Origin of the sequence: Marinobacterium iners (genome assembly GCF_017310015.1) — a bacterium.
GTDB classification, from domain to species: Bacteria; Pseudomonadota; Gammaproteobacteria; order Pseudomonadales; family Balneatricaceae; genus Marinobacterium; species Marinobacterium iners.
Genome location: NZ_CP022297.1, coordinates 1,226,994 through 1,248,744, shown reverse-complemented (window position 1 = coordinate 1,248,744; position 21,751 = coordinate 1,226,994). Strand labels below are relative to the sequence as shown.

At 53.4% G+C, this 21,751-nt stretch carries 22 protein-coding genes; 6 read left to right on the top strand and 16 right to left on the bottom strand.

The window, feature by feature from the left end:
• The first annotated feature begins 3 nt into the window (after positions 1-3).
• A complete protein-coding gene (locus CFI10_RS06115) occupies positions 4-1,731 on the top strand; it encodes a SulP family inorganic anion transporter (protein WP_206840566.1) in 1,728 nt (575 codons plus the stop codon).
• A 152-nt stretch (positions 1,732-1,883) separates the two neighbouring features.
• Positions 1,884-2,477 carry a TetR/AcrR family transcriptional regulator gene (locus tag CFI10_RS06110; RefSeq protein WP_091828204.1) on the top strand — a complete coding sequence of 198 codons (594 nt, stop codon included), beginning with the start codon at positions 1,884-1,886 and terminating at the stop codon, positions 2,475-2,477.
• Between the two features lie 65 nt (positions 2,478-2,542).
• Here CFI10_RS06110 and CFI10_RS06105 read toward each other — a convergent pair whose 3' ends face one another.
• The 8 genes from CFI10_RS06105 to CFI10_RS06070 form a co-directional block, all read right to left on the bottom strand.
• Positions 2,543-3,829, bottom strand: coding sequence for a TRAP transporter large permease (locus tag CFI10_RS06105; RefSeq protein WP_341868546.1), 1,287 nt, complete (start codon positions 3,827-3,829; stop codon positions 2,543-2,545).
• Positions 3,830-3,840: 11 nt separating this feature from the next.
• Complete coding sequence (locus tag CFI10_RS06100; RefSeq protein WP_206840563.1) at positions 3,841-4,344, bottom strand: TRAP transporter small permease; 504 nt, start codon at positions 4,342-4,344, stop codon at positions 3,841-3,843.
• 11 nt (positions 4,345-4,355) lie between these two features.
• On the bottom strand, positions 4,356-5,396 hold the full coding sequence (locus CFI10_RS06095) for a TRAP transporter substrate-binding protein (RefSeq protein WP_206840561.1): 1,041 nt from the start codon (positions 5,394-5,396) through the stop codon (positions 4,356-4,358).
• A 144-nt stretch (positions 5,397-5,540) separates the two neighbouring features.
• Complete coding sequence (locus CFI10_RS06090; RefSeq protein WP_206840557.1) at positions 5,541-6,530, bottom strand: 2Fe-2S iron-sulfur cluster-binding protein; 990 nt, start codon at positions 6,528-6,530, stop codon at positions 5,541-5,543.
• On the bottom strand, positions 6,530-7,558 hold the full coding sequence (dmpG, locus tag CFI10_RS06085; protein WP_206840555.1) for a 4-hydroxy-2-oxovalerate aldolase: 1,029 nt from the start codon (positions 7,556-7,558) through the stop codon (positions 6,530-6,532). The genes CFI10_RS06090 and dmpG overlap by 1 nt, the downstream gene beginning before the upstream one ends.
• A 14-nt stretch (positions 7,559-7,572) precedes the next feature.
• A complete protein-coding gene (locus CFI10_RS06080; protein ID WP_206840554.1) occupies positions 7,573-8,484 on the bottom strand; it encodes an acetaldehyde dehydrogenase (acetylating) in 912 nt (303 codons plus the stop codon).
• A 14-nt stretch (positions 8,485-8,498) separates the two neighbouring features.
• A complete protein-coding gene (locus CFI10_RS06075) occupies positions 8,499-10,334 on the bottom strand; it encodes a feruloyl-CoA synthase (RefSeq protein ID WP_206840552.1) in 1,836 nt (611 codons plus the stop codon).
• Positions 10,335-10,370: 36 nt separating this feature from the next.
• Positions 10,371-10,526: a hypothetical protein gene (locus tag CFI10_RS06070; protein WP_206840551.1), complete on the bottom strand. Its 156-nt coding sequence runs from the start codon at positions 10,524-10,526 to the stop codon at positions 10,371-10,373.
• Between CFI10_RS06070 and CFI10_RS19345 the strand changes: the two genes are divergently transcribed.
• Entirely contained in the window at positions 10,513-10,716 is a 204-nt protein-coding gene (locus CFI10_RS19345) for a hypothetical protein (protein ID WP_206840549.1), read from the top strand. The genes CFI10_RS06070 and CFI10_RS19345 overlap by 14 nt on opposite strands.
• A gap of 81 nt (positions 10,717-10,797) precedes the next feature.
• Here CFI10_RS19345 and CFI10_RS06060 read toward each other — a convergent pair whose 3' ends face one another.
• From CFI10_RS06060 to CFI10_RS06025, 8 genes are read right to left on the bottom strand one after another with little or no spacing between them, the layout of a single operon-like run.
• Positions 10,798-11,736, bottom strand: a complete 939-nt coding sequence (locus CFI10_RS06060) for an NAD(P)H-dependent flavin oxidoreductase (RefSeq protein ID WP_206840547.1) — start codon at positions 11,734-11,736, stop codon at positions 10,798-10,800.
• A gap of 9 nt (positions 11,737-11,745) precedes the next feature.
• On the bottom strand, positions 11,746-12,528 hold the full coding sequence (hcaB, locus tag CFI10_RS06055; protein WP_091825752.1) for a 3-(cis-5,6-dihydroxycyclohexa-1,3-dien-1-yl)propanoate dehydrogenase: 783 nt from the start codon (positions 12,526-12,528) through the stop codon (positions 11,746-11,748).
• A gap of 8 nt (positions 12,529-12,536) precedes the next feature.
• A complete protein-coding gene (locus CFI10_RS06050; protein ID WP_206840545.1) occupies positions 12,537-13,076 on the bottom strand; it encodes a 3-phenylpropionate/cinnamic acid dioxygenase subunit beta in 540 nt (179 codons plus the stop codon).
• Positions 13,076-14,422, bottom strand: coding sequence for an aromatic ring-hydroxylating oxygenase subunit alpha (locus CFI10_RS06045; protein WP_206840543.1), 1,347 nt, complete (start codon positions 14,420-14,422; stop codon positions 13,076-13,078). Before CFI10_RS06045 ends, CFI10_RS06050 begins: the two co-directional genes overlap by 1 nt.
• Positions 14,423-14,441: 19 nt before the next feature.
• On the bottom strand, positions 14,442-14,789 hold the full coding sequence (locus CFI10_RS06040) for a non-heme iron oxygenase ferredoxin subunit (RefSeq protein ID WP_206840541.1): 348 nt from the start codon (positions 14,787-14,789) through the stop codon (positions 14,442-14,444).
• Positions 14,790-14,795: 6 nt separating this feature from the next.
• The gene (locus CFI10_RS06035; RefSeq protein ID WP_091825739.1) at positions 14,796-15,638 is read right to left on the bottom strand and encodes a DODA-type extradiol aromatic ring-opening family dioxygenase; all 843 of its coding nucleotides are present in this window, start codon (positions 15,636-15,638) and stop codon (positions 14,796-14,798) included.
• Between the two features lie 5 nt (positions 15,639-15,643).
• Positions 15,644-15,928: a hypothetical protein gene (locus tag CFI10_RS06030; RefSeq protein WP_206840539.1), complete on the bottom strand. Its 285-nt coding sequence runs from the start codon at positions 15,926-15,928 to the stop codon at positions 15,644-15,646.
• Positions 15,925-16,752 (bottom strand): alpha/beta fold hydrolase, encoded by an 828-nt coding sequence (locus tag CFI10_RS06025; protein ID WP_206840537.1) that lies wholly within the window; start codon positions 16,750-16,752, stop codon positions 15,925-15,927. Before CFI10_RS06025 ends, CFI10_RS06030 begins: the two co-directional genes overlap by 4 nt.
• 264 nt (positions 16,753-17,016) lie before the next feature.
• Here CFI10_RS06025 and CFI10_RS06020 point away from each other — a divergent pair, with 264 nt between their 5' ends.
• The 3 genes from CFI10_RS06020 to CFI10_RS19340 all read left to right on the top strand — a co-directional run bounded on the left by CFI10_RS06020 (position 17,017) and on the right by CFI10_RS19340 (position 21,751).
• Positions 17,017-17,709 (top strand): dienelactone hydrolase family protein, encoded by a 693-nt coding sequence (locus CFI10_RS06020; RefSeq protein ID WP_206840535.1) that lies wholly within the window; start codon positions 17,017-17,019, stop codon positions 17,707-17,709.
• A gap of 143 nt (positions 17,710-17,852) precedes the next feature.
• Positions 17,853-19,700 carry a sensor domain-containing diguanylate cyclase gene (locus CFI10_RS06015; RefSeq protein ID WP_206840533.1) on the top strand — a complete coding sequence of 616 codons (1,848 nt, stop codon included), beginning with the start codon at positions 17,853-17,855 and terminating at the stop codon, positions 19,698-19,700.
• Between the two features lie 194 nt (positions 19,701-19,894).
• Complete coding sequence (locus CFI10_RS19340; protein WP_206840531.1) at positions 19,895-21,751, top strand: methyl-accepting chemotaxis protein; 1,857 nt, start codon at positions 19,895-19,897, stop codon at positions 21,749-21,751.

Here is a 21,751-nt window from a genome sequence, read left to right as displayed (position 1 = left end):
TTGATGTTGCAACGCTACTTGCCCATATTACAGTGGCTCAAGGTCTACAACCGTGAAACCCTGACCAGCGACCTGGTGGCTGCCGTGATCGTCACGATCATGCTGATCCCCCAGTCGCTGGCCTACGCCCTGCTGGCCGGGCTGCCGCCGGAAGTCGGCTTGTATGCCAGCATCCTGCCGCTGGTGGCGTATGCCATTTTTGGTACCAGCCGCACCCTGGCGGTGGGGCCTGTGGCGGTGGTTTCACTGATGACTGCCGCTGCGGTGGGCAATTTGGCGTTGGCCGGTACAGCTGAATATCTGGCAGCGGCCATCGCACTGGCATTTTTGTCCGGTGTCATCCTGATCCTGATGGGGCTGTTTCGTCTCGGTATTCTGGCCAATTTTCTCAGCCACCCGGTCATCTCGGGCTTTATCACCGCCTCCGGCCTGATCATCGCAGCCAGCCAGCTCAAACACATACTGGGTGTCGATGCCGGCGGTCACAATCTGCTTGATATCCTGATGGCGCTGGCGGGCCAGCTGGCGCATATCAACTTGCCAACGCTGATCATCGGGGTGAGCGCCACCGCCTTTCTGTTCTGGGTGCGCAAGCAACTCAAGCCTCTGCTGGTGAAAGTGGGGCTGGGTCCTCGCCTTGCCGACATTATCGCCAAGGCAGGGCCTGTGCTGGCTGTTGTTGCCACTACACTGGCTGTCTGGGGACTGGATCTGCAGGCACAGGGCGTGAAGGTTGTCGGACAGGTGCCTTCAGGGCTGCCAGGGCTGACCCTGCCCTCTTTTGATCTGGAACTTTGGAAGCAGCTGTTTGTATCCGCCCTTTTAATCAGCATTGTCGGCTTTGTTGAATCTGTTTCAGTCGCGCAAACGCTGGCAGCCAAACGACGACAGCGAATCGACCCGGATCAGGAACTGGTGGGGCTTGGCGCATCCAACATTGCCGCTGCAGCGTCCGGTGGCTTCCCTGTAACCGGCGGTTTCTCACGTTCAGTGGTCAACTTTGATGCCGGTGCCGAAACACCCGCCGCGGGTGCCTTCACGGCAGTCGGCATCGCAATGGCTACACTGGTACTGACACCCCTGATTTTTTTCCTGCCCAAGGCAACGCTGGCGGCCACCATCATCGTAGCAGTCCTGTCATTGGTTGACCTGGGGGCACTCAAACGAACCTGGGCCTACTCACGCAGTGATTTCGCTGCCATGCTCGCCACCATTGTGCTGACCCTGGTACATGGCGTTGAGCTGGGCATCATCGCCGGTGTCGGCCTGTCTGTGCTGCTTTACCTGTATCGCACCAGCAAACCACACAGTGCCATTGTGGGTCGAGTACCCGGTACAGAGCATTTCCGTAATATCGACCGACACCAGGTCGAAACCGAGCAGCACATCCTCACCCTGCGTGTGGATGAAAGCCTCTACTTTGCCAATGCCCGCTATCTGGAAGATCTCATCTATGATCAGGTGGCACGCAACCCGGAGCTGCGACACCTTGTACTGATGTGCCCGGCCGTCAACCTGATCGACGCCTCGGCACTTGAAAGTCTTGAGGCGATTAATCAGCGCTTGATGGATAGCGGTGTGAAATTCCACCTGTCGGAAGTCAAGGGGCCGGTTATGGACAAGCTCAAGGACACTCACTTTCTACACGACTTGAGTGGTGAGATTTTCCTGAGCCAGTATGCAGCGTGGGAGAAGTTGCGGGCAACGAGCCAGCCATGCGACAACAATTGATCCAAAACATACACATATGGACTTTACGTGGACTGATATATCCCGTTGTTTAATATGAATTCTATCTGAAATAGATTCAGCCTAGTCACTATATTGCCTATAAGCTGTATACTCATATCATTTGGGACAGTGACTAGGGATCAATCAGTACTATGGCTACCAAGCGCTTATCACGCAACGACTGGATAAATGCAGCCACTAAAGTGCTTGCCACTAGTGGCATAGACATGGTGCGCGTGGACAATCTTGCCAAGAAGCTGAAAATTACGCGCGGCAGCTTCTACTACCACTTTGACAGCAGAAAAGAACTGCTTCAAGCGATACTGGACACCTGGAGGCTGAAAGCGACTGAAGCCGTCATCGATAGCCTGAAACAGAAATCCCAGGACAGTAAAGAGCAGTTGATGGAGCTGATGTCACTTCCCTTGAAAGGCGATAAAGCCCAGGAAGCAGCATCAATTGAAATATCCCTTCGGGCCTGGGGTCGGCGCGATGAAATTGCACGTGCTGCCGTGAATGAAGTAGACAGCTACAGAATCGGCTTCATCGAAGGATTATTTATCGACCTTGGCCACACCAGCAGTCAGGCGAATGATCTCGCACACCTGGTATATTCTTTCCTGATTGCCACATCTCTGGTCGATCCCTTCTCTTCTGAGGAAGTCCGCAAGGAACGGGCTCAGCGCATAGCCCACTTTCTGGCAGACAACTGCCCGCTGTCTGACTGCAAATTCAGAAACCTCTAACCTGCTACAAAAAAGCCACCTCATTGAGAGGTGGCTCGGTTCCAAAACCATTGGCGTCGCAGGAGCTACATCATTTCAACCAGAACCAAAGAAAGCGCAGGGAACAGAATAATAAGTGCCAATCTTAAAATATCAGCGACAAGGAACGGGAACACCCCTTTAAATATCACTTTAAGATCAACGTCAGGCACTACTGACTTGAGTACAAATACGTTCAGTCCTACCGGGGGAGTAATCAAGCTGATTTCTGTTGCAATTACCACAATGATACCGAACCAGATAAGGTCCATCCCCATTCCTTCAACGATGGGATAAAAAACCGGCACTGTTAACAGCAGCATTGAAATGGATTCAAGAACAGCTCCAAGAACAAAATAGATCATCAGGATTAAAAGCAGGACGCCCATCAGACCCAGGTTCAGACTTTCCATCCATTGAACGATGGTAAATGGAAGATTGGACACATTAACCAGGTTTGCAAATATCAGCGACCCGATCAGAATAGCCACAAGCGCAACTGTAGTTGCGGCTGTATCCTCAAGCGCATCTCGCATTTTCTGCCAACTCATTCGTCCTCTGATCAACGTAATCAGTATGGCGCCGACAGATCCCACACCAGCCGCTTCTGTCGGAGAGAAAAGCCCAAAGTAGATCCCACCCAATACGATAAAAATCAATAGAGTGAAGGCCCACAACTGCCGAATGGCCAACAGCTTCTCTTTAAGTGTCGCTTCACTCGCATCCGAACATTTATCTTTCAGAACATGAACGACAAAAAGTACAGCTGCAACGTAAAAGATGACACCTAGAATACCGGGTATAACACCTGCCACGAAAAGCTTGCCAATATCAGTTTCGGTAATAATACCGTAGAACACCAGCGCAATGGAGGGTGGTATAAGAATACCCAGAGTCCCGCCCGCAGCAATGGATCCGGTTGCAAGGCCATCGCTGTAACCGAATCTTTTCATCTGAGGGTATGCAATACGCGTCATGGTTGCAGCTGTGGCAAAACTGGAACCACAGAAAGTACTGAAACCGCCTGACGCACCAATCGTCGTGATTGCAAGGCCCCCTTTAAGATGACCTACCAACGCATGAGTGGCATTGTATAACTCATCAGCCAGGCCTGAGCGACTGATGATGTTACCCATAAGAATAAATAACGGAATAACCGAAAACTCATAGGAAAGTACCGTTTCCGTTGCAATCATGCCCAGCTGGCTCATTGCTGGCGACCAACCCTGATAATATGCCAGGCCAAGCACACCGACTACACCCGTCGATATTGCTATAGGTACACGAATAAACAACAGGAAAAGAAGTGAAAGAAAAGCTATAAGCATTACCATAATTTCGCCTGTTATTCCTGATTATTATCGGGGTAAACAACCAAAAGACTGATCAATGCAACCATTGCAAAACCAGCCATAACCGCCAATATTATCCACTTTTCCAATCCAAGGAACATGAACACATCCCCAAACAACCTGGACTCTTTAGCCTGTATATAAACCATATAAACAAGGGCCGAAAAGAAAACGACCTCTATGATATAACTGAACCACGCGAGAAATATTCCAGTCTTGCCTTTGAATATATTTTCAAGCAAATCAATCTTGACATGCTTTCTTTTTTTATGGACATGATACAAGCCCGAGTAAAAACAAACCGCAAGGCATATACCTACCACTTCATAAGCAAAACCAATGGGACTATTGAAGAAAACACGTCCGAATACATCTGCAAAGGTTATCCCAGCCATAACAACAAGAGATAACATTGATATCTTCGAACAGATGTAATCCAACACCTTCAACAAGGACATACTCATAAGAAACCCTGTATAAGGGCCATGCACCAGCATGGCCCTTATCCTCATTTAGAGTTCAGACGTTTAATCTCGTTCATGTAGAAATCAAAAGCTGCCTTACCATCAACACCATTGGCTTCCGCCTTATCGAACCAGTCAGCGCGCACCGGTTCAAAAGCCTTGTCGATTGCTGCATTCAGCTCTTCGCCTGCTTCTTTATAATTTTCACCCAGCCGCTCCTTAAGCTGTGCACGTGCCAGAACATCGTTTTCATGCCAAAGAGATCCCATGCGCACGGCCAGTTTCTCTCCGGAAATATCCATAATTGCTTTCTGGTCTGCAGGGCTTATCTGGTCCCACTTGTCTTTGTTCACAATTACAAAGGTACTGTTTGTGAATATGCCACCCGGTATTTGTGTAATGTGCTCAACGTAGTTATCTACTTTGAACCCAGTCAGCAACTCATCCGAGAGCGTGGTTCCGTCAATAATTCCTCTGGACAGAAACTCCCGAAGCTCGGACAAAGAGCCTGAAATGGGCACCGCACCAAGCGTGGTCAAGGCATCGCCTACAACACTGGTCTGGACACGAATTTTTTTACCGCTAAGGTCTGCAGGATTAACAACCGGGCTCGACTTCATATGTAGATTGCCGCCGGATGTCACATGTACAGCCAGCGTATGCACATTGTCATGCATCCCTGCTGCCTTGAAATACTTTTCATATGCACGCCAATATGCTGCCGAGCTGACGCCTGCATCAATATTGGTGAACGGAAATTCAACCATCTCAGTCAACGGGAAAGCACCCGGCGCATAGCCATGAGGCCCCCAGGCCAGGTCAGCAATGCCAGATACAACGGCCTGGTAGTTACGAGTCGGAGGGGCCAACGGCTTGGCGGATGGCTGTACCTTGACACGCCCTTCTGTCACTTTTTCGATCTCTTCAAAGTACTTATAGAGGCCGTCTTTCTGTGACCAGTGCTGCGATGGGAACCACTGGTTGTAACGCAGGGTCACCTCTGCCGCAAAAGCTGTGGAGGTCAACAACGCACCAGTAACAGCAATGGTGGCTTTGAACAGCGTGGATTTTTTCAATAATGACATCGCTATGGCTCCGTTTGTTTTTATGTTTTTTACATACAGTACAGTACTGTATTTTCTACATACGCACCATTAATGCAACACTAAGTTCACTATTTGATAATCAACTTTGGTTCAGGTGCGAGATAATGGGATCAGTCAAAACCGCTATACGAAGGCATCTGCAAAGAAATTGCTTTCCTGCAGACCACATTTTGCTGTGAAATCACGTCGAGCTGAGTCGATCACAACAGGTGCACCGCAGGCATACACCTGATGTGAAGACAGATCCGAATAGTCTTCAATGACAGCTGCATGCACAAATCCCGTACGGCCACTCCACCCGGATATATCATCTGACAGTACAGGTGTGTACTCAAACCAGTCCAGTTCAGCTTGCCATTGACGGCAGAGGTGGTCCATGTACAGATCCTGCGCAGCACGCCCACCCCAATACAGATGCACCCGACGCCCGCTGCCGCTGGCGATCAACTGTTCCATCAAAGCCTTGATCGGTGCAAAACCGGTTCCACTGGCCAAAAAGATGGCAGAGGCATCACTGTCACGCAGATAGAAGGTGCCGAACGGCCCCTCGATCGTCACCACGTTCTTGAGCTGAACCTCTTCAAAGATCATCGGCGTCGCCTGACCTCCCGGCACCAGCCGCACATGCAGTTCGATACAACCATCCACGGCCTCAGCAGTTGCCATTGAATAACTGCGTGTGACGATATTCTTGATCGTCAGATCGACATACTGTCCGGGTACATAATTGAATACGGTTCCCGGTGCCAGCTTGCAGGTCAGCTTCACCACGTCGTCTGCAAGCGGCTCTTTACCCATCACACGCGCAGCCACTTTCTGCACTGTTACGCCTTCAAAGCTGGTTACTTCAGGCGAGTGCAACACCAGATCACTGAGCGGTCGAGCCTGACAGGCCAACACGGTTGTACCAGCCCTGTCGGTTTCGCTCAGTTCCAGCCCTTCCGGGTACTCCACCTGTCCTGACTTCAGCTCAGTGCGGCACTCACCACACTGGCCATCACGGCAGCTGTGCTTGAGCACAACCCCAGCCTTCAGACCGGCATCCAGAATACTGTCGCCTGCATGTACATCGAAGGTTTTTCCAACCGGATCAACAGTAACGGCATGACTCATTAGACCAACCCCTTCTCTTTCGCCATGGTCAGTGCCAGGTCTTCAATCATGTCTTCCTGTCCGCCTACAGTACCGCGACGGCCCAGCTCTACCAGAATGTCGCGCGCCGAGATGCCGTACTTCTTCTCCGCTCGCTCCGCGAACAGCAGGAACGACGAGTACACACCGGCATAGCCCAGCGTCAGGGCGTTGCGGTCCACGCGGATCGGCTGGTCCATGATCGGTACGATCAGGTCTTCCGCCACGTCCATGATCTTGTACAGATCAACGCCTGTTTCCACACCCATGCGGTCCAGCACGGCGCAGAACACTTCCAGCGGAGTGTTGCCGGCACCGGCACCCAGACCCGCAACGGAGCCGTCGATGCGCGAGGCACCGGCTTCGATCGCCGCCAGGGAGTTGGCGATCGCCATGCCCATGTTGTGGTGACCGTGGAAGCCGACTTCGACCTCTTTCGGCAGTTCGGCACGCAGCAGGCCGATGCGGGCGGTGACGTCATCCGGCAGCATGTAACCGGCGGAGTCGGTGGCGTAGATGCAGTTGGCACCGTAGCTGACCATCAGTTTGGCCTGTTCCAAGATCTTCTCCGGGCTGACCATGTGCGCCATCATCAGGAAGCCAACGGTGTCCATCTCCATTTTGGCGGCCATGCCGATGTGCTGTTCGGACACATCCGCTTCGGTGCAGTGGGTGGCGACACGGATGGTGGACACGCCGCAGTCCCGGGCCATTTTCAGGTGGTCAACGGTACCGATCCCCGGCAGCAGCAGCGCGGAGATTTTGGCGTTTTTCATCTTGGGCACGACGGCGCTGAGGTATTCTTCGTCGCTGTGGGCCGGGAAGCCGTAGTTCAGTGAGCGACCGCCGAGGCCGTCACCGTGGGTGACTTCGATCAGTGGCATGCCCGCCTCGTCCATCGCCGAGGCGATGCTGACCATTTCGTCCAGGCTGATCTGGTGGCGCTTGGCATGCATGCCATCGCGCAGGCTCATGTCGTGCAGGGTTACTTTTTTGCCGTTCAGGTTCATGTTCTGTTCTCCCCTTAGCCGCGTGCCGGCAGTGTGATGGTGCCGTTGGCCGCTTCTTCAGCAAACATCTCGGCGGTGCGCAGACCAGCAGCCGTCATGATGTCCAGGTTGCCGGCGTACTTGGGCAGGAAGTCGCCCAGCCCTTCCACCTGCATGAAGCAGGAGACCTTGTTGCCATCAAACACGGGGCCGTTGACCAGGGTGTAACCCGGTACGTATTTCTGCACCTCTTTCACCATGGCGTGGACGGACTCGGTGATGGCGGCCTGATCCGGCTCGCTCTCGGTGAGGCAGTGGATGGTGTCACGCATCATCAGCGGTGGCTCGGCCGGGTTGATGATGATGATCGCCTTGCCCTCTTTGGCACCGCCGACCTTTTCAACGGCACCGGCCGTGGTGCGGGTGAATTCGTCGATGTTCTGACGGGTACCCGGGCCTACGGAACGGGAGGAGACGGTGGCGATGATCTCGCCGTATTCAACCGGCTGTACGCGGCTGACGGCAGCGACCATCGGGATGGTGGCCTGGCCACCGCAGGTGACCATGTTGACGTTCATCTCCAGGTTCTTGGCATGGTCGGTCAGATTGACCGGCGGGATGCAGAACGGGCCGATGGCGGCGGGGGTCAAATCGACCATGATCACGCCCAGTTCATTCAGCTTGCGGCTGTTCTCGGCATGGACATAGGCGGAGGTGGCGTCGAAGGCGACACGGATATCGTCTTCAATGATGTGCGGCAGGATGCCGTCCACGCCAGTGGCGCAGGTCTTGATGCCCATTTCGGCGGCACGCTTGAGACCTTCGGACTCGGGGTCGATACCCACCATCCAGACCGGCTCGATCCACTCGGAACGCTGCATTTTCATCAGCAGGTCGGTGCCGATGTTACCCGGGCCAATGATGACCGCTTTGAGTTTATTGCTCATTGATTCTCACCCAATCAAATAATGCTCAGAACCAGCTCATCCGGCTTCGCCGCATACAGTCGCTCGACATCCGCAGCACGCGTTTCAAGCATCTTTCTCTGGTTCAAATTGCCCTTGTCGGTTATCTCACCTTTTTCGATCTCGGCCGGCGTATCCAACACCACTAAGCGACACACCTTTTGTGCCGAGCCTTTGGCAACCTGTGCCATCAGCGTCATGGCCGTGTGCAGCTCTTCACGCACATGTGGGTCCTGCAGCAGTTCGGAGCCGGTCATCTTGCCTTCGCAATCTTCGGCCAGCTTGCGCATGCGCGGTCCGGGTATTACCAACAGTCCCAGGTAATCTCGATCATGACCGGTCAGCACCACATCGGTTACCAGATCGCCAAAGAACTTGTGAACGTTGGCTCGAATACTGGCAACACACACCCAGGTCCCGGTACTGAGTTTGAAGTCTTCCGATACGCGACCATCAAACAGAATCCCTGCAGAGGCGTTTTCAGGATCCTTCAGCTTCCCTGCATCACCGATGCAATAAAAGCCTTCCTCATCAAAGGCCTGTGTGGTCTGATCCGGTGCATTCAGGTACTCCCTGAAGACGATCGGTCCTCTGATGCGCATCTCCAGCTTGGAGGCATTGGGAACAAACTTGATTTCAACCCCCGGCAGTGGCACACCGATATTGCCGGGCTTGTCGAGCCGCCAGTGCACGTTAGTGATCGCTGGTGCCGTCTCGGTACCACCCCATTCAGTGGTAAAGAAAACGTCGTTGCCAGTGGCTTCGCAAAGGTGCTTGAGTTCATCCCAGACCGGCCGGGACAGGGCTGCGCCGGCATAGAACAACATATCCAGATTGGAAAAGAAGGTCTGGCACAGCGCTTCGTCATCCCGCATGTGCTCAAGCAGCACTTCATATCCTTTGGGCACATTGAAGAACAGGTTGGGCTTCACATGGCGAATGTTGCGAATGGTTTCACCGATCAAACCGGGCAGCGGCTTGCCATTGTCGATATACAGCGAACCGCCGTTGCGAAGCACCATATTGAAGTTGTGATTGGTGCCAAAAATGTGGCTCCAGGGGAGCCAGTCGAGGACACGCGGCGCCTTCTTCTCAAGAAACGGCATGTACTGTGCAATCATCTGCTGGTTGGAGCACATCATGCGCTGTGTGTTGACCACTACCTTTGGGGTGCCGGTGGAGCCGGACGTCAACAGATATTTTGCATGAGTATCCGGGCCGATCGCAGCAAACAGCCGGTCAACCTCCCCTGTGCTTTCTTTTGACAGCATCTCTTTGAGGCTGTGAATGCCAGAGTTTTCAGGAATGTTTCTGGAGGCAATCACGGCATGATCGCCTCTGCACGCCTCAATGGAAGTGCTGAAATGCTCAGCATCATCGGCAAAGATGGCACAGGGGTTGAGCTGTCTGACAATCGCCTGCAGACGGTCATGCGAACGTGACATTAAAGAGTACGCGACCGACACGGGAGTTACGGCAATACCAATATGCATGGCGGCCATTTTGATCAACGCATGATCAACCGAGTTACCCGACAGAATCACCAACGGTCGCTTGTCGCTATTGGGCAAACCAAGATCGATCAGCCCCTGCGCCACGGCTCTTACACGATTGCGAAATTCGGCATAGCTGACTTCATCCCAAGTACTGCCATGACGTTCGGCTATGAATACCTGACCCGGCCTTTCGTCGGCCCACTTTTCCAGCCAGTCACCCACACAGCGATCATAGGTTTTCAGTTCTGTTTCTGATCTGACGACAAATGAGCCGTCAGTACGTGTTTCAACTGCTACTTCAGTACTTGGCAGTTGTGAAAAGACATCTGCACCCATAATGAACCTTCTATCTCTTTTATTGTTATCCGCGACTCAGTTGGCTTTAAGCACCAACTCGTCAAGCTGTTCAAAATTGAATCTGAGATCTACACCCGGCTTGATGTTCACCATCGGCGCCATGGCACCTGACAATACCAGATGACCTTTTCGCACAGGCGTACCCAGTTCGATCAATTTGCGTACCAGCACCGGAACGACGCTGCATAGCCGCGAACAACACACCAAAGTCCGGCTGATCCACATCCAGTTGTTGCTGCACGGCAGTGGAAGTCGGCCCGATTTTGTAGCCCACAACACGGCCACCCTGGTCTTGCCTTTCGCGCTTGATCAGCTGCTGGATGGCGTAAGCGTCACCCATGCCGAAATGAGGATAATCTGACGAAATCGGCCCTGTGGCGCAGGCGTCTGCTCGCGCCTTGATAATTCGTTGCGCTACGGCGTTAAATTCTTGCTGGCTCATTTACAGATATCTCTCTGACAGGCGCTTCATGTTTTCCAGAGCCATCACATATTCTTCATGCAACTCATCAACAATCTTGCCGGCTGATGCCACGGCACGAATCGCTCCGACCCCTTGCCCTGCCGACCAGACATCTTTCCACGCCTTGTTGGCCGTCGAAATGTTGCCGGAAAAATCGATCGCCTTACCGGGGCCGGCCTGTTCCGGATCAATTCCCGCCTGTTCCAGACTGGCTTTCATCCAGGTTGCATTGACGCCGCTGACCGATTTGGTCTCAACAATATCCTCAAGACCCGAAGCCACCAGCATCGCGCGATAGTCGTCATTGGCAAAACTCTCTTGCGCAGCGATAAAGCGTGTACCGGAGACAACAAAATCAGCCCCGGCCGCCTGCATTGCCAGCACATCCGCACCTCGCGAGATACAGCCCGCAACGCCCAGGGGGCCATCCCAGAAAGTGCGTACCTCATTGATAAAGGCAAGAGGATTGTATTGCCCGGTATGGCCACCCGCTCCACTGCACACCAGAATCAGGCCATCAACACCGGCTGCAATCGACTTTTTCGCCATCGCCGGCGTGATCACATCAGCAAACACTTTGCCACCATACGCCTTTACGGCATCGGTCACGCGTGCAGGTGACCCCAAGGCAGTCGATACGATAGCGGGTTGATAACGACGCACCAGATCCAGCTCTGCATCAAAACGATCGTAAGAAGAGTGCACAATCATATTGAGCAGCCAGGGCTGCCGACTGGCATGCAGGGCTGCGTGAATCTGCACCATCCACTCATCCAGTGTTTCCACTGTACGTGCGTTGGCCGCCGGCAAGGCTCCAATCACACCCGAGCGCGCGCTGGCGATAATCAAATCCGGTGAAGACACCAAAAACATTGGCGCTACCACCAGTGGCAAACGCAATTCATTAAACAGGTTCATAAACCCTCCTCAGCGTGCAACCCAACCGCCGTCACTGTGAATGACACAGCCGGTCGTCATCGGGGACTGTTCATTAGAGGCCAGCACAACATAAAGCGCGGCATGATCCGAGGGAGAGGCCATCCGCTTGAGCGGCACGGCATTGGCCGCATTTTCATGGAATCCCTGAATATGATTGAGTGGCTGAGCACGCCCCGAAATGCCGTCCACCGACTTCATCTCGGTATCGGTTGCACCGGGAGACACTCCGTTAACGCGTACATTAGGTGCCATCTCATAGGCGAGCTGTTTAATCATGCCTACGACCGCATGTTTGGACGTGACGTACAAAATGCCGCCGCCACCGGGGTAAAAGCCGGAGTTGGACACGGTCAAAATGATATTTCCGCCGCTTTTGCTCAACTCTTCCTGTGCCGCACGCACCCCGTTCAAATACCCCAATACGTTGACGCGAAACAGGCTATCGAAATTGTCGGCGAGTTTTTCAGGTGCGATTTTGCGCAGCGGTACGAAGTAGTCGAACAGCGCCGCATTACCCACGAAGATATCAAGTTTGCCGAACGCGGCGACCGTTTCGGCCACCGCGCGTTCGTTATCTTCGTACCGGGTCACATCGCCCTGCACCGTGATCAGCCCCTTGGGGAAGTCACGTTTGAGCGCATCCAGCTTGTCGGCATTGATATCGAACACCGCTACCCGGGCGCCTTCGGCCAGGTAACGCTCGACCACGGCCCGACCGATGCCATCGGCACCCCCTGATACAAGGGCCACCTTGGAATCCAGTACTGTCATGTGGCACCTCAGAGGAAGGTGTTGATGTTTTTGCAGGTCAACGTCGCGTTCGGGATCAGGATAAGACGCTTCTTGATCTTGAAGCCCTCCCCGTTCTCCACGATCAGATCCTGACGACGACCATAGATCACATATTCTTCATCCAGACCACGGCTTCGCACGCTCTGAAAGGTGGAATACACGACATACTCACCATCGTTTTCACCGTAATAGACTTCGATATTGGTCAGCTGATGCACATTACGGGTTGCCGGATTTTCCGCCCAGGCAGAAGGTTGCTTGAAACGTGCAACACGGCGCCCAAGGTCGCGCAAACCGTCATCAAAAAATGCCATGTGGTCTGCGGCGTAAAAACCATGCTCCAGCAGATTCTCACGACGACGGTTCTCGATGCCCGGCATCCAGTAATGGACCTCTTCGTGCATCAATCCCAGCCAGTCATCAAAGCGCTCGTCATCCAGCAAACGGTATTCGTAGTTCAGAAAGTGAGATACGCGGTAATGCTGTTCTACTGAAACCGGACGCAGTTCATCATACAGAGCAGTCATTATTCAGCCTCCTGCTTGCCAACGTTGCGATTGGGAACTTCGTTCCAGCTGCGGGAATTCAGCATGTCATACCAGTACTGGTAGAAAGCACGGGAGTTGGCCTCATTGAGCTGGCCTTCATAAACGTTAGCCGGCAGCGGAGTATCGGTCAGCAGAGTATCCATGCCCAAACCTACAAACAGGTCCTGCTGAGCCGTGACACGCCCCTTGGCGGTCTTGGTGCAGTATTCCCAGTTTTCGCCGTCGTCCATTTCGAATACGCCGGTCGGGGAAAAGGTCATCATGGCACCCTTGCGCCATTTTTCCTTCACCTCTTCGGGTGCACTCTTGTTCACCACGACCCAGGTAAACAGTTCCATCTTGTTCGGCCCACGCGGCTGCCATATACGCACGGTGTTCTGGCCCGGCAGGAAAGAGAAGTTCGGGAAGATGGTGCAGGACGAAACCGAACCGATCATGTTGGAGCGGAAGTCGCCAAGGCGCTCGGCCACGGACGGCTTGATGGTATGCAGGTACTTATTCAGGGCACTTTCACCCAGTACCGCCACGTTGCCCACGGTATCCAGTGCAAATTCGTATCCGTGACCATTCCAGTTGACGGAATAGGACTCTTCGAAGTCGCTGACCTTGGCAACGGAGCCACCCAGCATCGCACGGGCAGCGGAGTCATGTGTCCAGCCTGCGTGCAGAATGTCGCCCACAAAGTTTTCAGCGGCAATTTTCCAGTTGCACTCATAGGTAGAACGGATGCAGCCACCGACAAACTCGGTACCGCCCTCCTGATTGTCGAACAGGGCATCCATGTACCAGGCGATCGGACCCAGGTACTCCTTCAGAGACGGAGCATTGGCATCGAAGGTGGCAAAGACCAGACCCTTGTAGGAATCGACCTGAGCAACCTCTTTCAGACCCCACTTGGACTTGTCGAAATTGCTGTCTTCGTAAACGCCAGACTCATGCTGGCCAACCAGGTTGCCTTCGACATTGAAGGACCAGCCATGGTAGTTACAAATAAAACCACGCGTGCTGCCGGACTCGGCAAAGCAGACCTTGTTGCCACGGTGCGGACAGGCATTCAGAAATACCTTGATGCCGCCGCTCTTCTGGCGAATCACGATCACTTCATCTTCACCCATGGAGGTAGTGATGTAGTCACCGGTTTTCGGGATCTGTGATTCGTGCGCCACAAACAGCCAGCAACGTGCGAATACCTTTTCCAGCTCCTGCTCATAGATCTCCTGATCGTAGAAGATCTTGCCTGCAATGCGACCGTTCTCAAGGTCACAGACATCCTTGAGCCCCGTCAGCGAATCCGTTACATCGAGTGTTTTAATTATATTTCCCATGGTCTAACACCTTTTAGCCTTAGCCTTTCGCAATTAACGCCGGATCTGCCTCAATCAAGGCAAATATCTCGTCACCCTCAATCTCGACCGGATAGGTTTTCAGGTCGATTTCGCAGGGAAACCCCTGCGCCTTGCCAGTCGGTATATGAAACTGTCCCCAATGAACGGGGCAGGTGATCAGATCATCTTCAATATCACCCTCAGCCAGAGATGCCGTGGCATGCGTACAAAGATCCGCAGTCGCGTAATACTGACCACCGAGGTTGTACACCGCGATGTCACCAAACTCGGCGTTATCGATTTTCTTGACCTGATTTTCGGCAAGCTCTGACACCTTGCACAAAAACACCTTTTCAATAACTTCCATTGCTGCTCAGCCTTTCTTCAATTCAATAAAGCCCAGACCGGTCACCCATTCCGGCACCGGCTGATACTCGATCAGTTCGCCGCGTGGTGCATTCACGGCTGCCATGGCGCAAATGAAGTTACGAATTTCCATCGCACCGTTACCGCCGTTCTCCAACACCTGCTCATCGGTAAAGGCCACTAGCCCATCGATATTGGCGTTGCAGCACAGGTCAATGATCTGACGATCGAATTCTTCGTTGACCTTGCCGGTTTCCTTGACGCCAACCCAATGGCTGATACCGCCGCTGCCGATTACAAATACCTGCTCGTCACTATCGAACGCTTCGACGGCACCTCGGATCTGTTCACCCAACTGACGCGCGCGAGTCTTGGTAATAAAGGGGTCTACAGCGCTGGCCAGGTAAACCGGTATCGCACTGATGCTGCGGCCGCTGATTTCCTCGGCACGACGCACAATCAGCTTGTAGGGGATGGAGAACGCGTGATCCGTGGTAAACGAGCGTGCCACGGCCCAGTCGAATCCGGTTTCACTGCCATGAGCCGCGATGTGTTGCGCCAGCGCTTCGTGGTTCTGCACCTGCTCTTTCTTTAGCCCCGGCAACTGGTCCAACGGACCTTCCACATGCCCGGTGGCAATGCAGTACTTGGGCAGGCAAGTGGTGCCAAACAGCATGTAATGGTCATTGCCAACGATAATGACGCTGGACGCGCCACTCTCGGCCAAACGTTCAGCACAGGCTTCGTAGGCATCCCACACTTTTTTGGCTTTCTCCGCCTCGGGTGCATCAGGGGCCACAAACATGACCGGGTCGTGCGGTACCAGAAATCCGCCAGTAATCTCTGCCATGATGCTTACCCCTTAATGGATGCGGAGTGGGCGGAATCAGAGCCCAGCTTGCGGTTGTAGGAAGAAACCCGGCGATCCGGTGACATCTCGATCCAGTAGCCAAGCGTCAACATCGGGTTCACGCCGACTTCCTGCATTCCCTTGACGTCGAACTCAAGAATCATGCGTACGCCCTCTTCATCAACCGGGAAGCGACTCAGGAATTTTTGCGGGTCTTCGCGGTATTTTTCTTTTGAAAAGCGATCCACGGAGAGGCTCCAGAGGATGCGCTCAAGCACGTCCCGACTCATGCCTGCCCCCCGCCGATAAAGCTGTTCAGAATTTTGAGGAACTTCTGTTTCTGCTCGGTCTGCACCCAGTGGCCGCACTGACCAAACACATACAGATCACTGTTGGGGATGTTCTCGGACAGCACACGCCCACACTGAACTGGCACTACATTGTCTTCACGTCCATGCAAAACCAGAGTCGGCGCCTTGATGTTCTTAACGGCCTTTTCCGGGAAGCCCTTCACCATGGTTTCGCCATCTGTACTTGGCTGAGGAATGAGTTTGCGCAAGGCATCCTGTGCACCGGGTCGCGCACTGGCCTCATAGCGTGACTGCACCAATTCATCCGTGATCAATGACGTGTCGTAAGGGAAAAGCTCCATCAGTGAGCGCATGTTCTCGACTGACGGTTCGTACAACCAGGCACCCGCCAGCCCCTTGGTCTGTACAAAAGTACCTGCCGGCGTACCCAGCAGCACCAGCTTGTCGAGACGCTCCGGATTGAACAACGCCAGACCGATACCGACCGCGCCACCGAAGGAATTGCCGACCAGAGACGCCTTATCCAGACCGATGGCATCCATGAATTCAACCAGATGATTAACCCAGAACTTGATGTCGTAATGGGTTTCTTCCTTGAACTCGGTAAAACCGAAACCGGCAATATCCGGCACGATGACATGGAAGTTTTCCGCCAGCTGATCCATGACGCCGCCCCAATTGGTCCAACCGGATACACCCGGACCTGAACCATGCAGCAGCAACAGAGGCGCTCCGGCACCGCATTCAAAGTACGCCGTTTCATGACCGGCCGCCTGAACAAACTTGCGATCTGACTCTTTCATCACACCTCCGAACATACAGTTGTGTATCCAGATACTAGTGAGTACGTACACAACCGTCAACAGATCGAGTGATTCTCAACACTGAAAAACATTCATAAACAAGATAAAAAATGATCAAAAAACATATAACCTGTTGTTTATAAACATATAAAAACTGTTGCATTAACAGAATAGTATGTTCTTTAAAAACAAAACCATTTTACAAGACTGTGATACCAACAATAAAATAAGATACATATATGTATGTATTGTAGAGGTGGTGACATGAACACGATTTCGGTGAGTTTGGGTGAAGCATCACACAGGCATGAGCTATACCCGATGAAGGAGACCTCACACGGCAGACAGATACTGGTTTTCTCCACCTGGGCAGGGATTACAGACTTCGAACGCGACGTGGCCGAAAGACTTAACAGAGCCGGACATAGCGCAATACTTGTCGATTTCTTCGGGGAAAGTGCCGACTTATCAACCTTTGAGAAGAAACAACGCGCCATATCGCCCTACCTTCAGGACCTGGCCGTACTTCAGGCTCACGTAAGCGCATTGATTGTTTCAGTCAAGCGGGCAATACCGGCAGTGAACCAGCCCATGTCTGCAATAGGTTTTTGTCTTGGCGGACTGTGTGCCCTGCACGCCGGCCTGCAGGAGCATGACGTTGACACCGCCGTGAGTTTTCACGGGTTACTGAAGCTGCCATCCATAACCGGCCATGCAGCCCAAAATACTCGCTTCCTGATTCTGAACGGGAGTCGGGACCCAATGGTTTCATCTGATGAGGTGACTTCTGCCATTCAGTTTTTTGATGACCGGGCACTGGACATGACACTGGTTTCGCTTGGTGGTACTTATCACTCATTCATGCTGCCGGATGCTGACAACCCCAAGGCTGGTGTGCTCTATAATCCCCAGAGTGCTTATCGTGCGTGGGCTTTGTGTGAAAACTTCCTCCGTTAGGCAAAACAGCAGGTAACAGGTAAGGCAGGTATCCATTGCTTTTATATACTTAGACTACCTGTCTATATACAGGTACAGATATAACCTTCGACGTGTATAATTCTCGACCATCTTTAACGGGTGGGTATTGAAGGAGCATTGGGTTGAGGGAGTGCCAGATTGACCGTTGTCGTCAGCTGATCCTGTCCATTTCGCTGGTTGGCATTCTACTGACAGGGACTCTGGTCGGTCTAAGCAGTGCCCTGCCCATGTTTTTTTCCGCCCGTGAGCATGTTGAAAACTCAGCACTGGATAGCTTGGAAGCCCGTGCCGCGGCAATCAACAGCCTGTTGGCCGGCTATCAGGATATTGCGCGCCAATTCACAAGCCGTACCGAGATTAGGCGCCGACTCGAAGCGTATGAAGCCGGAGAGTTGGGGTTTGATGAGCTTGTGGCTTTTACTCGGCCCCGCCTCAAAGACCCCATGAGCAAGCTGCCTGAACTGCTGTTCATGCGTCGCAGCGGCCCCGATCTAAAACCGGTTGTCAGCCTGGGGCATAACCCGGGCCTTGAACTTGAACATATCGACACCACCGGCGTGAGCCTCATGCCATTACCAACCTCGACCGGTTTTGTGATTCGGGCGGTGGGTGCAATCACGGATGATAATGGTCGTCGTGTTGGTATCGATACCCTGCTGTTCAGCTCAGAACGGCTAAAGGCGCTGCTTACATCAGACAGTGGCTTCAGTACTCAGGCACGCCTGACGCTGGTACAGGTTTCGCCCTCTGGCACGGTGTTGGCGTCGCTGGACAGTACAGGGGAGTTTGTCCGTCTCCTGCAGCAACATCAGCCCTACCTTGCCGCGCTCACACCCCGCACTCTGATTCATGCAGTCGATGGCAAAAACCGCCTGTTGCTGACACCTCTGGCACTGGACAGCTGGGTTCTGGCGGTACGACTGCCTCGATCTGACCTGTATGCCAAAGCCAATCAGCAGTTGCTGACCACCTCTGGTGTGATACTCGCCATGATGCTGCTGGGCCTGTTCCTGACGCGCAGAGCCCTGTCTCCGCTGGTAGCACGCATTACTCAGCAGACTCAGAGGCTTGAAGAGTCCTCTGCTGAGTTGCGCCTGTCTGCCAATGTGTTTGAGCACGCCCAGGAGGCAATCATCGTCACTGATCCCGGTCTCAAAATTCAGCGCAGCAACCGCACCAGCAGTGAAGTCACAGGTTACTCATCCGAACAACTGCTTGGCATCGGGCTTGATCAGTTGTTCGATCAGTCCAGCCGTCAAGGTGATCAGATTGAGCTGATCCTGCACACCCTGAACCGTGATGATGCCTGGCAGGGTGAGATCAACTATCGTCATGCAGACGGACATATCATTCCAACACTGCAAACCATCAGTGGTGTGCGGGATGATCAGGGGCGCATCAACCACCTGATCCATATTTTCAATGACATCACCGATGCCAAGGAAAATGAGCGCAGAATGCAACGACTGGCCAGTCAGGACTCACTCACCGGACTGCCCAATCGCGCCAGCCTGAACCGACAGATCGAGCAGCAATTGCAGCAGGCGGCACAGCAACAACAGCGTTGTGCACTTCTGTTTATCGACCTGGACAACTTCAAACCGGTGAATGACAACTTTGGTCACGCTGTTGGTGATCAGCTGCTGAAAACGGTTGCCAAACGTCTACAACATGCATTGCGTGAAGAAGACAGCGTGGGCCGCCTTGGTGGCGATGAGTTTCTGGTATTGACCGGGAACCTGCAAAAGCCGGAGGAAGCCGATGTCATCGCGGCCAAATTGATTGCGCACCTGCTGGAGCCCTTCCATATAGACGAACACAGTATCAATATCGGCGCCTCCATCGGTATCGCCTATTTCCCGGACGATGGCTGTGACACACAAACCCTGACCCGCATGGCGGATGAAGCGATGTATGCCGCCAAAAGGCAGGGGCGCAACTGCTACGTCAAGACTACCTCTCTCGACTGAAAACGATTATACAGCCCCTGTTCGGTTACACCTGAATGGGGCACATATAAGATCCTGCGCACTCAAGCAGTGCACCTCTGGGAACCCACGTCCCTTGCCCGCCCTTGGCGTGCACTCCACTGCCCAATAGCTGATCTGATTTACTGGAACGAAAATTGCTTTACTGCTGGTAGAACAGATCTGGAGTGATACCCATGCTATTTCGACGCCGCAGTAAAGCCGAAACACAACAGAGCAGACTGCTTGAATGTCTCACGCACCTGGAAAGCTCTGAACTGACCCGCAAACAAGTGCCAGACGATGCTTTAAGACAGCAGCTTGAACAGCTGCAGCTTCAGCTCAGAGAGCGGCATAGCGTCAACTCCACCCAGGGAGTTCGGAGCATACTGCACACAATCAGTAGCCTGCTGCAACGCTGCGGGCTGTTTGCCGGTCATACTCGCCGTACACTGGTTCAGCAGGAAGGTCTGATTGAGCAAATGGAGCAGCGCTCTTCGCTGCTGGAAAGCGAGCTGAATGCCGCTGCCGACAAGGTCGGACAGTCACGGGACGAAGTCGGGCAACTGCAACAGACGCTGGGCGACACCGTCAGTGATACCAGTAAAGCGGTGATAAAAGCCATGGAGGGCATCTCAGCCAAACTGGAAGACAAGGCGAACGGCGCCCATTCAGTACTTGAAAACATCATTCGTATTGGTGCGCAGATTAACCTGCTGGCCCTGAACGCGGCCATAGAAGCCGCCAGAGCCGGCGAGCATGGTCGCGGTTTTGCTGTCGTTGCCAACGAAGTACGCAATCTGGCCGAAGTCACTGTCAAGCATGTCAACGAAGCCCGTGAACAGCTTGATTTTGCAGCGATTGAAGAGGACCTGACCGAGCTGCGTCATCACACGATGAGCAAGCTTGAATCATCGGACCAGGCGGTCCGCTTCTCTCAAGAGCGTCTGGGTAATCTGTTTGACCACATCAACGAGGACATCGGTCAGGTACGCCAGAATACGGATATCCTGTTCGAGACCCTGCATCTGCTTAAAGATTCCATGGGACGCATTGAGGACAAGCAGCTTTGGATCTCCACGCTTTCAACGCAGATCAGTCAGGCACTTGAAGTACTGCCCTCCGGGCTTGAGAGCCTGAACGCCGCCGAAACACCGCTGGAGCGACTGCGCGCTCAACTGGGATTCACCTCACACAAAGACCGGCTAAGTCAGATTCAGCAGCGAGGTATTTTGCGTGTGGCGGTGGAACCACAGTTTGTCGGGCTGTCATTCCGGCGCAAACCGGGAGAGCCCTTGCAAGGCCTTGATATCAGCTATGCCCATGCATTGGCTGAACACCTTGGGGTTAGGTGCGAGTTCGTCGAGACCCCATGGGATTTGTGTACTGAGCGCCTGTTCAGCAGCGAACAACCCGGCGGGATGCCAGTCGATATCGTTATCAGCGCACTGCCACCGGATGAAGGCTATGCACACGTTGCCTATTCAGACCCCTACACCTATTTACACTGCGTTTTGGCGCGCCGCGTGGGTGACAGCAGCATTCGGTCCCATACCGACCTGGAAGGCAAGGCACTGGGTATTATCAATGACCCCGCCGCTTTTGCCGTACTGGACAGCCTTGGCATCGGTACGGATACCAACAGCCGAATCAGGCTGTCGAACCTTCTTGCCTACTCAGACCAGAGCCGCATCCATGACTGTCTTGCCAGGGGAGTGGTTGATGCATTTATTGTCGACCTGCCGATCTACCACTGGGCCTGCAACAACCCTGACAGCCCCTGGTTTGGCAAGATTGAAACATTGCCGGGGAACCTGGCAGATCAGTCCTATTTTTACTCGATGGCCGTGTCAGCGGATGCGGACAATGCAACACTTCTCAGCGAGGTCAATCGATTCATCCAGCACTTTACGACGACTGCAGAGCGGGAGAAAATCGAGCGGTTCTGGCAGGGCCAGGTGATTCAGGACAGCCTGAACCTCGACAGTCTGCCCGGCGAACTGAAAGGGGCAGACGATCTGCATTCCATGGCTGCAGCTGCCCAAGCAGCTTGA

Coding starts and splice junctions, on each gene's coding strand:
- CFI10_RS06115 (WP_206840566.1), top strand. CDS start 4: ATGTTGCAACGCTACTTGCCCATATTACAGTGGCTCAAGGTCTACAAC.
- CFI10_RS06110 (WP_091828204.1), top strand. CDS start 1,884: ATGGCTACCAAGCGCTTATCACGCAACGACTGGATAAATGCAGCCACT.
- CFI10_RS06105 (WP_341868546.1), bottom strand. CDS start 3,829: ATGGTAATGCTTATAGCTTTTCTTTCACTTCTTTTCCTGTTGTTTATT.
- CFI10_RS06100 (WP_206840563.1), bottom strand. CDS start 4,344: ATGCTGGTGCATGGCCCTTATACAGGGTTTCTTATGAGTATGTCCTTG.
- CFI10_RS06095 (WP_206840561.1), bottom strand. CDS start 5,396: ATGTCATTATTGAAAAAATCCACGCTGTTCAAAGCCACCATTGCTGTT.
- CFI10_RS06090 (WP_206840557.1), bottom strand. CDS start 6,530: ATGAGTCATGCCGTTACTGTTGATCCGGTTGGAAAAACCTTCGATGTA.
- dmpG (WP_206840555.1), bottom strand. CDS start 7,558: ATGAACCTGAACGGCAAAAAAGTAACCCTGCACGACATGAGCCTGCGC.
- CFI10_RS06080 (WP_206840554.1), bottom strand. CDS start 8,484: ATGAGCAATAAACTCAAAGCGGTCATCATTGGCCCGGGTAACATCGGC.
- CFI10_RS06075 (WP_206840552.1), bottom strand. CDS start 10,334: ATGGGTGCAGATGTCTTTTCACAACTGCCAAGTACTGAAGTAGCAGTT.
- CFI10_RS06060 (WP_206840547.1), bottom strand. CDS start 11,736: ATGAACCTGTTTAATGAATTGCGTTTGCCACTGGTGGTAGCGCCAATG.
- hcaB (WP_091825752.1), bottom strand. CDS start 12,528: ATGACAGTACTGGATTCCAAGGTGGCCCTTGTATCAGGGGGTGCCGAT.
- CFI10_RS06050 (WP_206840545.1), bottom strand. CDS start 13,076: ATGACTGCTCTGTATGATGAACTGCGTCCGGTTTCAGTAGAACAGCAT.
- CFI10_RS06045 (WP_206840543.1), bottom strand. CDS start 14,422: ATGGGAAATATAATTAAAACACTCGATGTAACGGATTCGCTGACGGGG.
- CFI10_RS06040 (WP_206840541.1), bottom strand. CDS start 14,789: ATGGAAGTTATTGAAAAGGTGTTTTTGTGCAAGGTGTCAGAGCTTGCC.
- CFI10_RS06035 (WP_091825739.1), bottom strand. CDS start 15,638: ATGGCAGAGATTACTGGCGGATTTCTGGTACCGCACGACCCGGTCATG.
- CFI10_RS06030 (WP_206840539.1), bottom strand. CDS start 15,928: ATGAGTCGGGACGTGCTTGAGCGCATCCTCTGGAGCCTCTCCGTGGAT.
- CFI10_RS06025 (WP_206840537.1), bottom strand. CDS start 16,752: ATGAAAGAGTCAGATCGCAAGTTTGTTCAGGCGGCCGGTCATGAAACG.
- CFI10_RS06020 (WP_206840535.1), top strand. CDS start 17,017: ATGAACACGATTTCGGTGAGTTTGGGTGAAGCATCACACAGGCATGAG.
- CFI10_RS19340 (WP_206840531.1), top strand. CDS start 19,895: ATGCTATTTCGACGCCGCAGTAAAGCCGAAACACAACAGAGCAGACTG.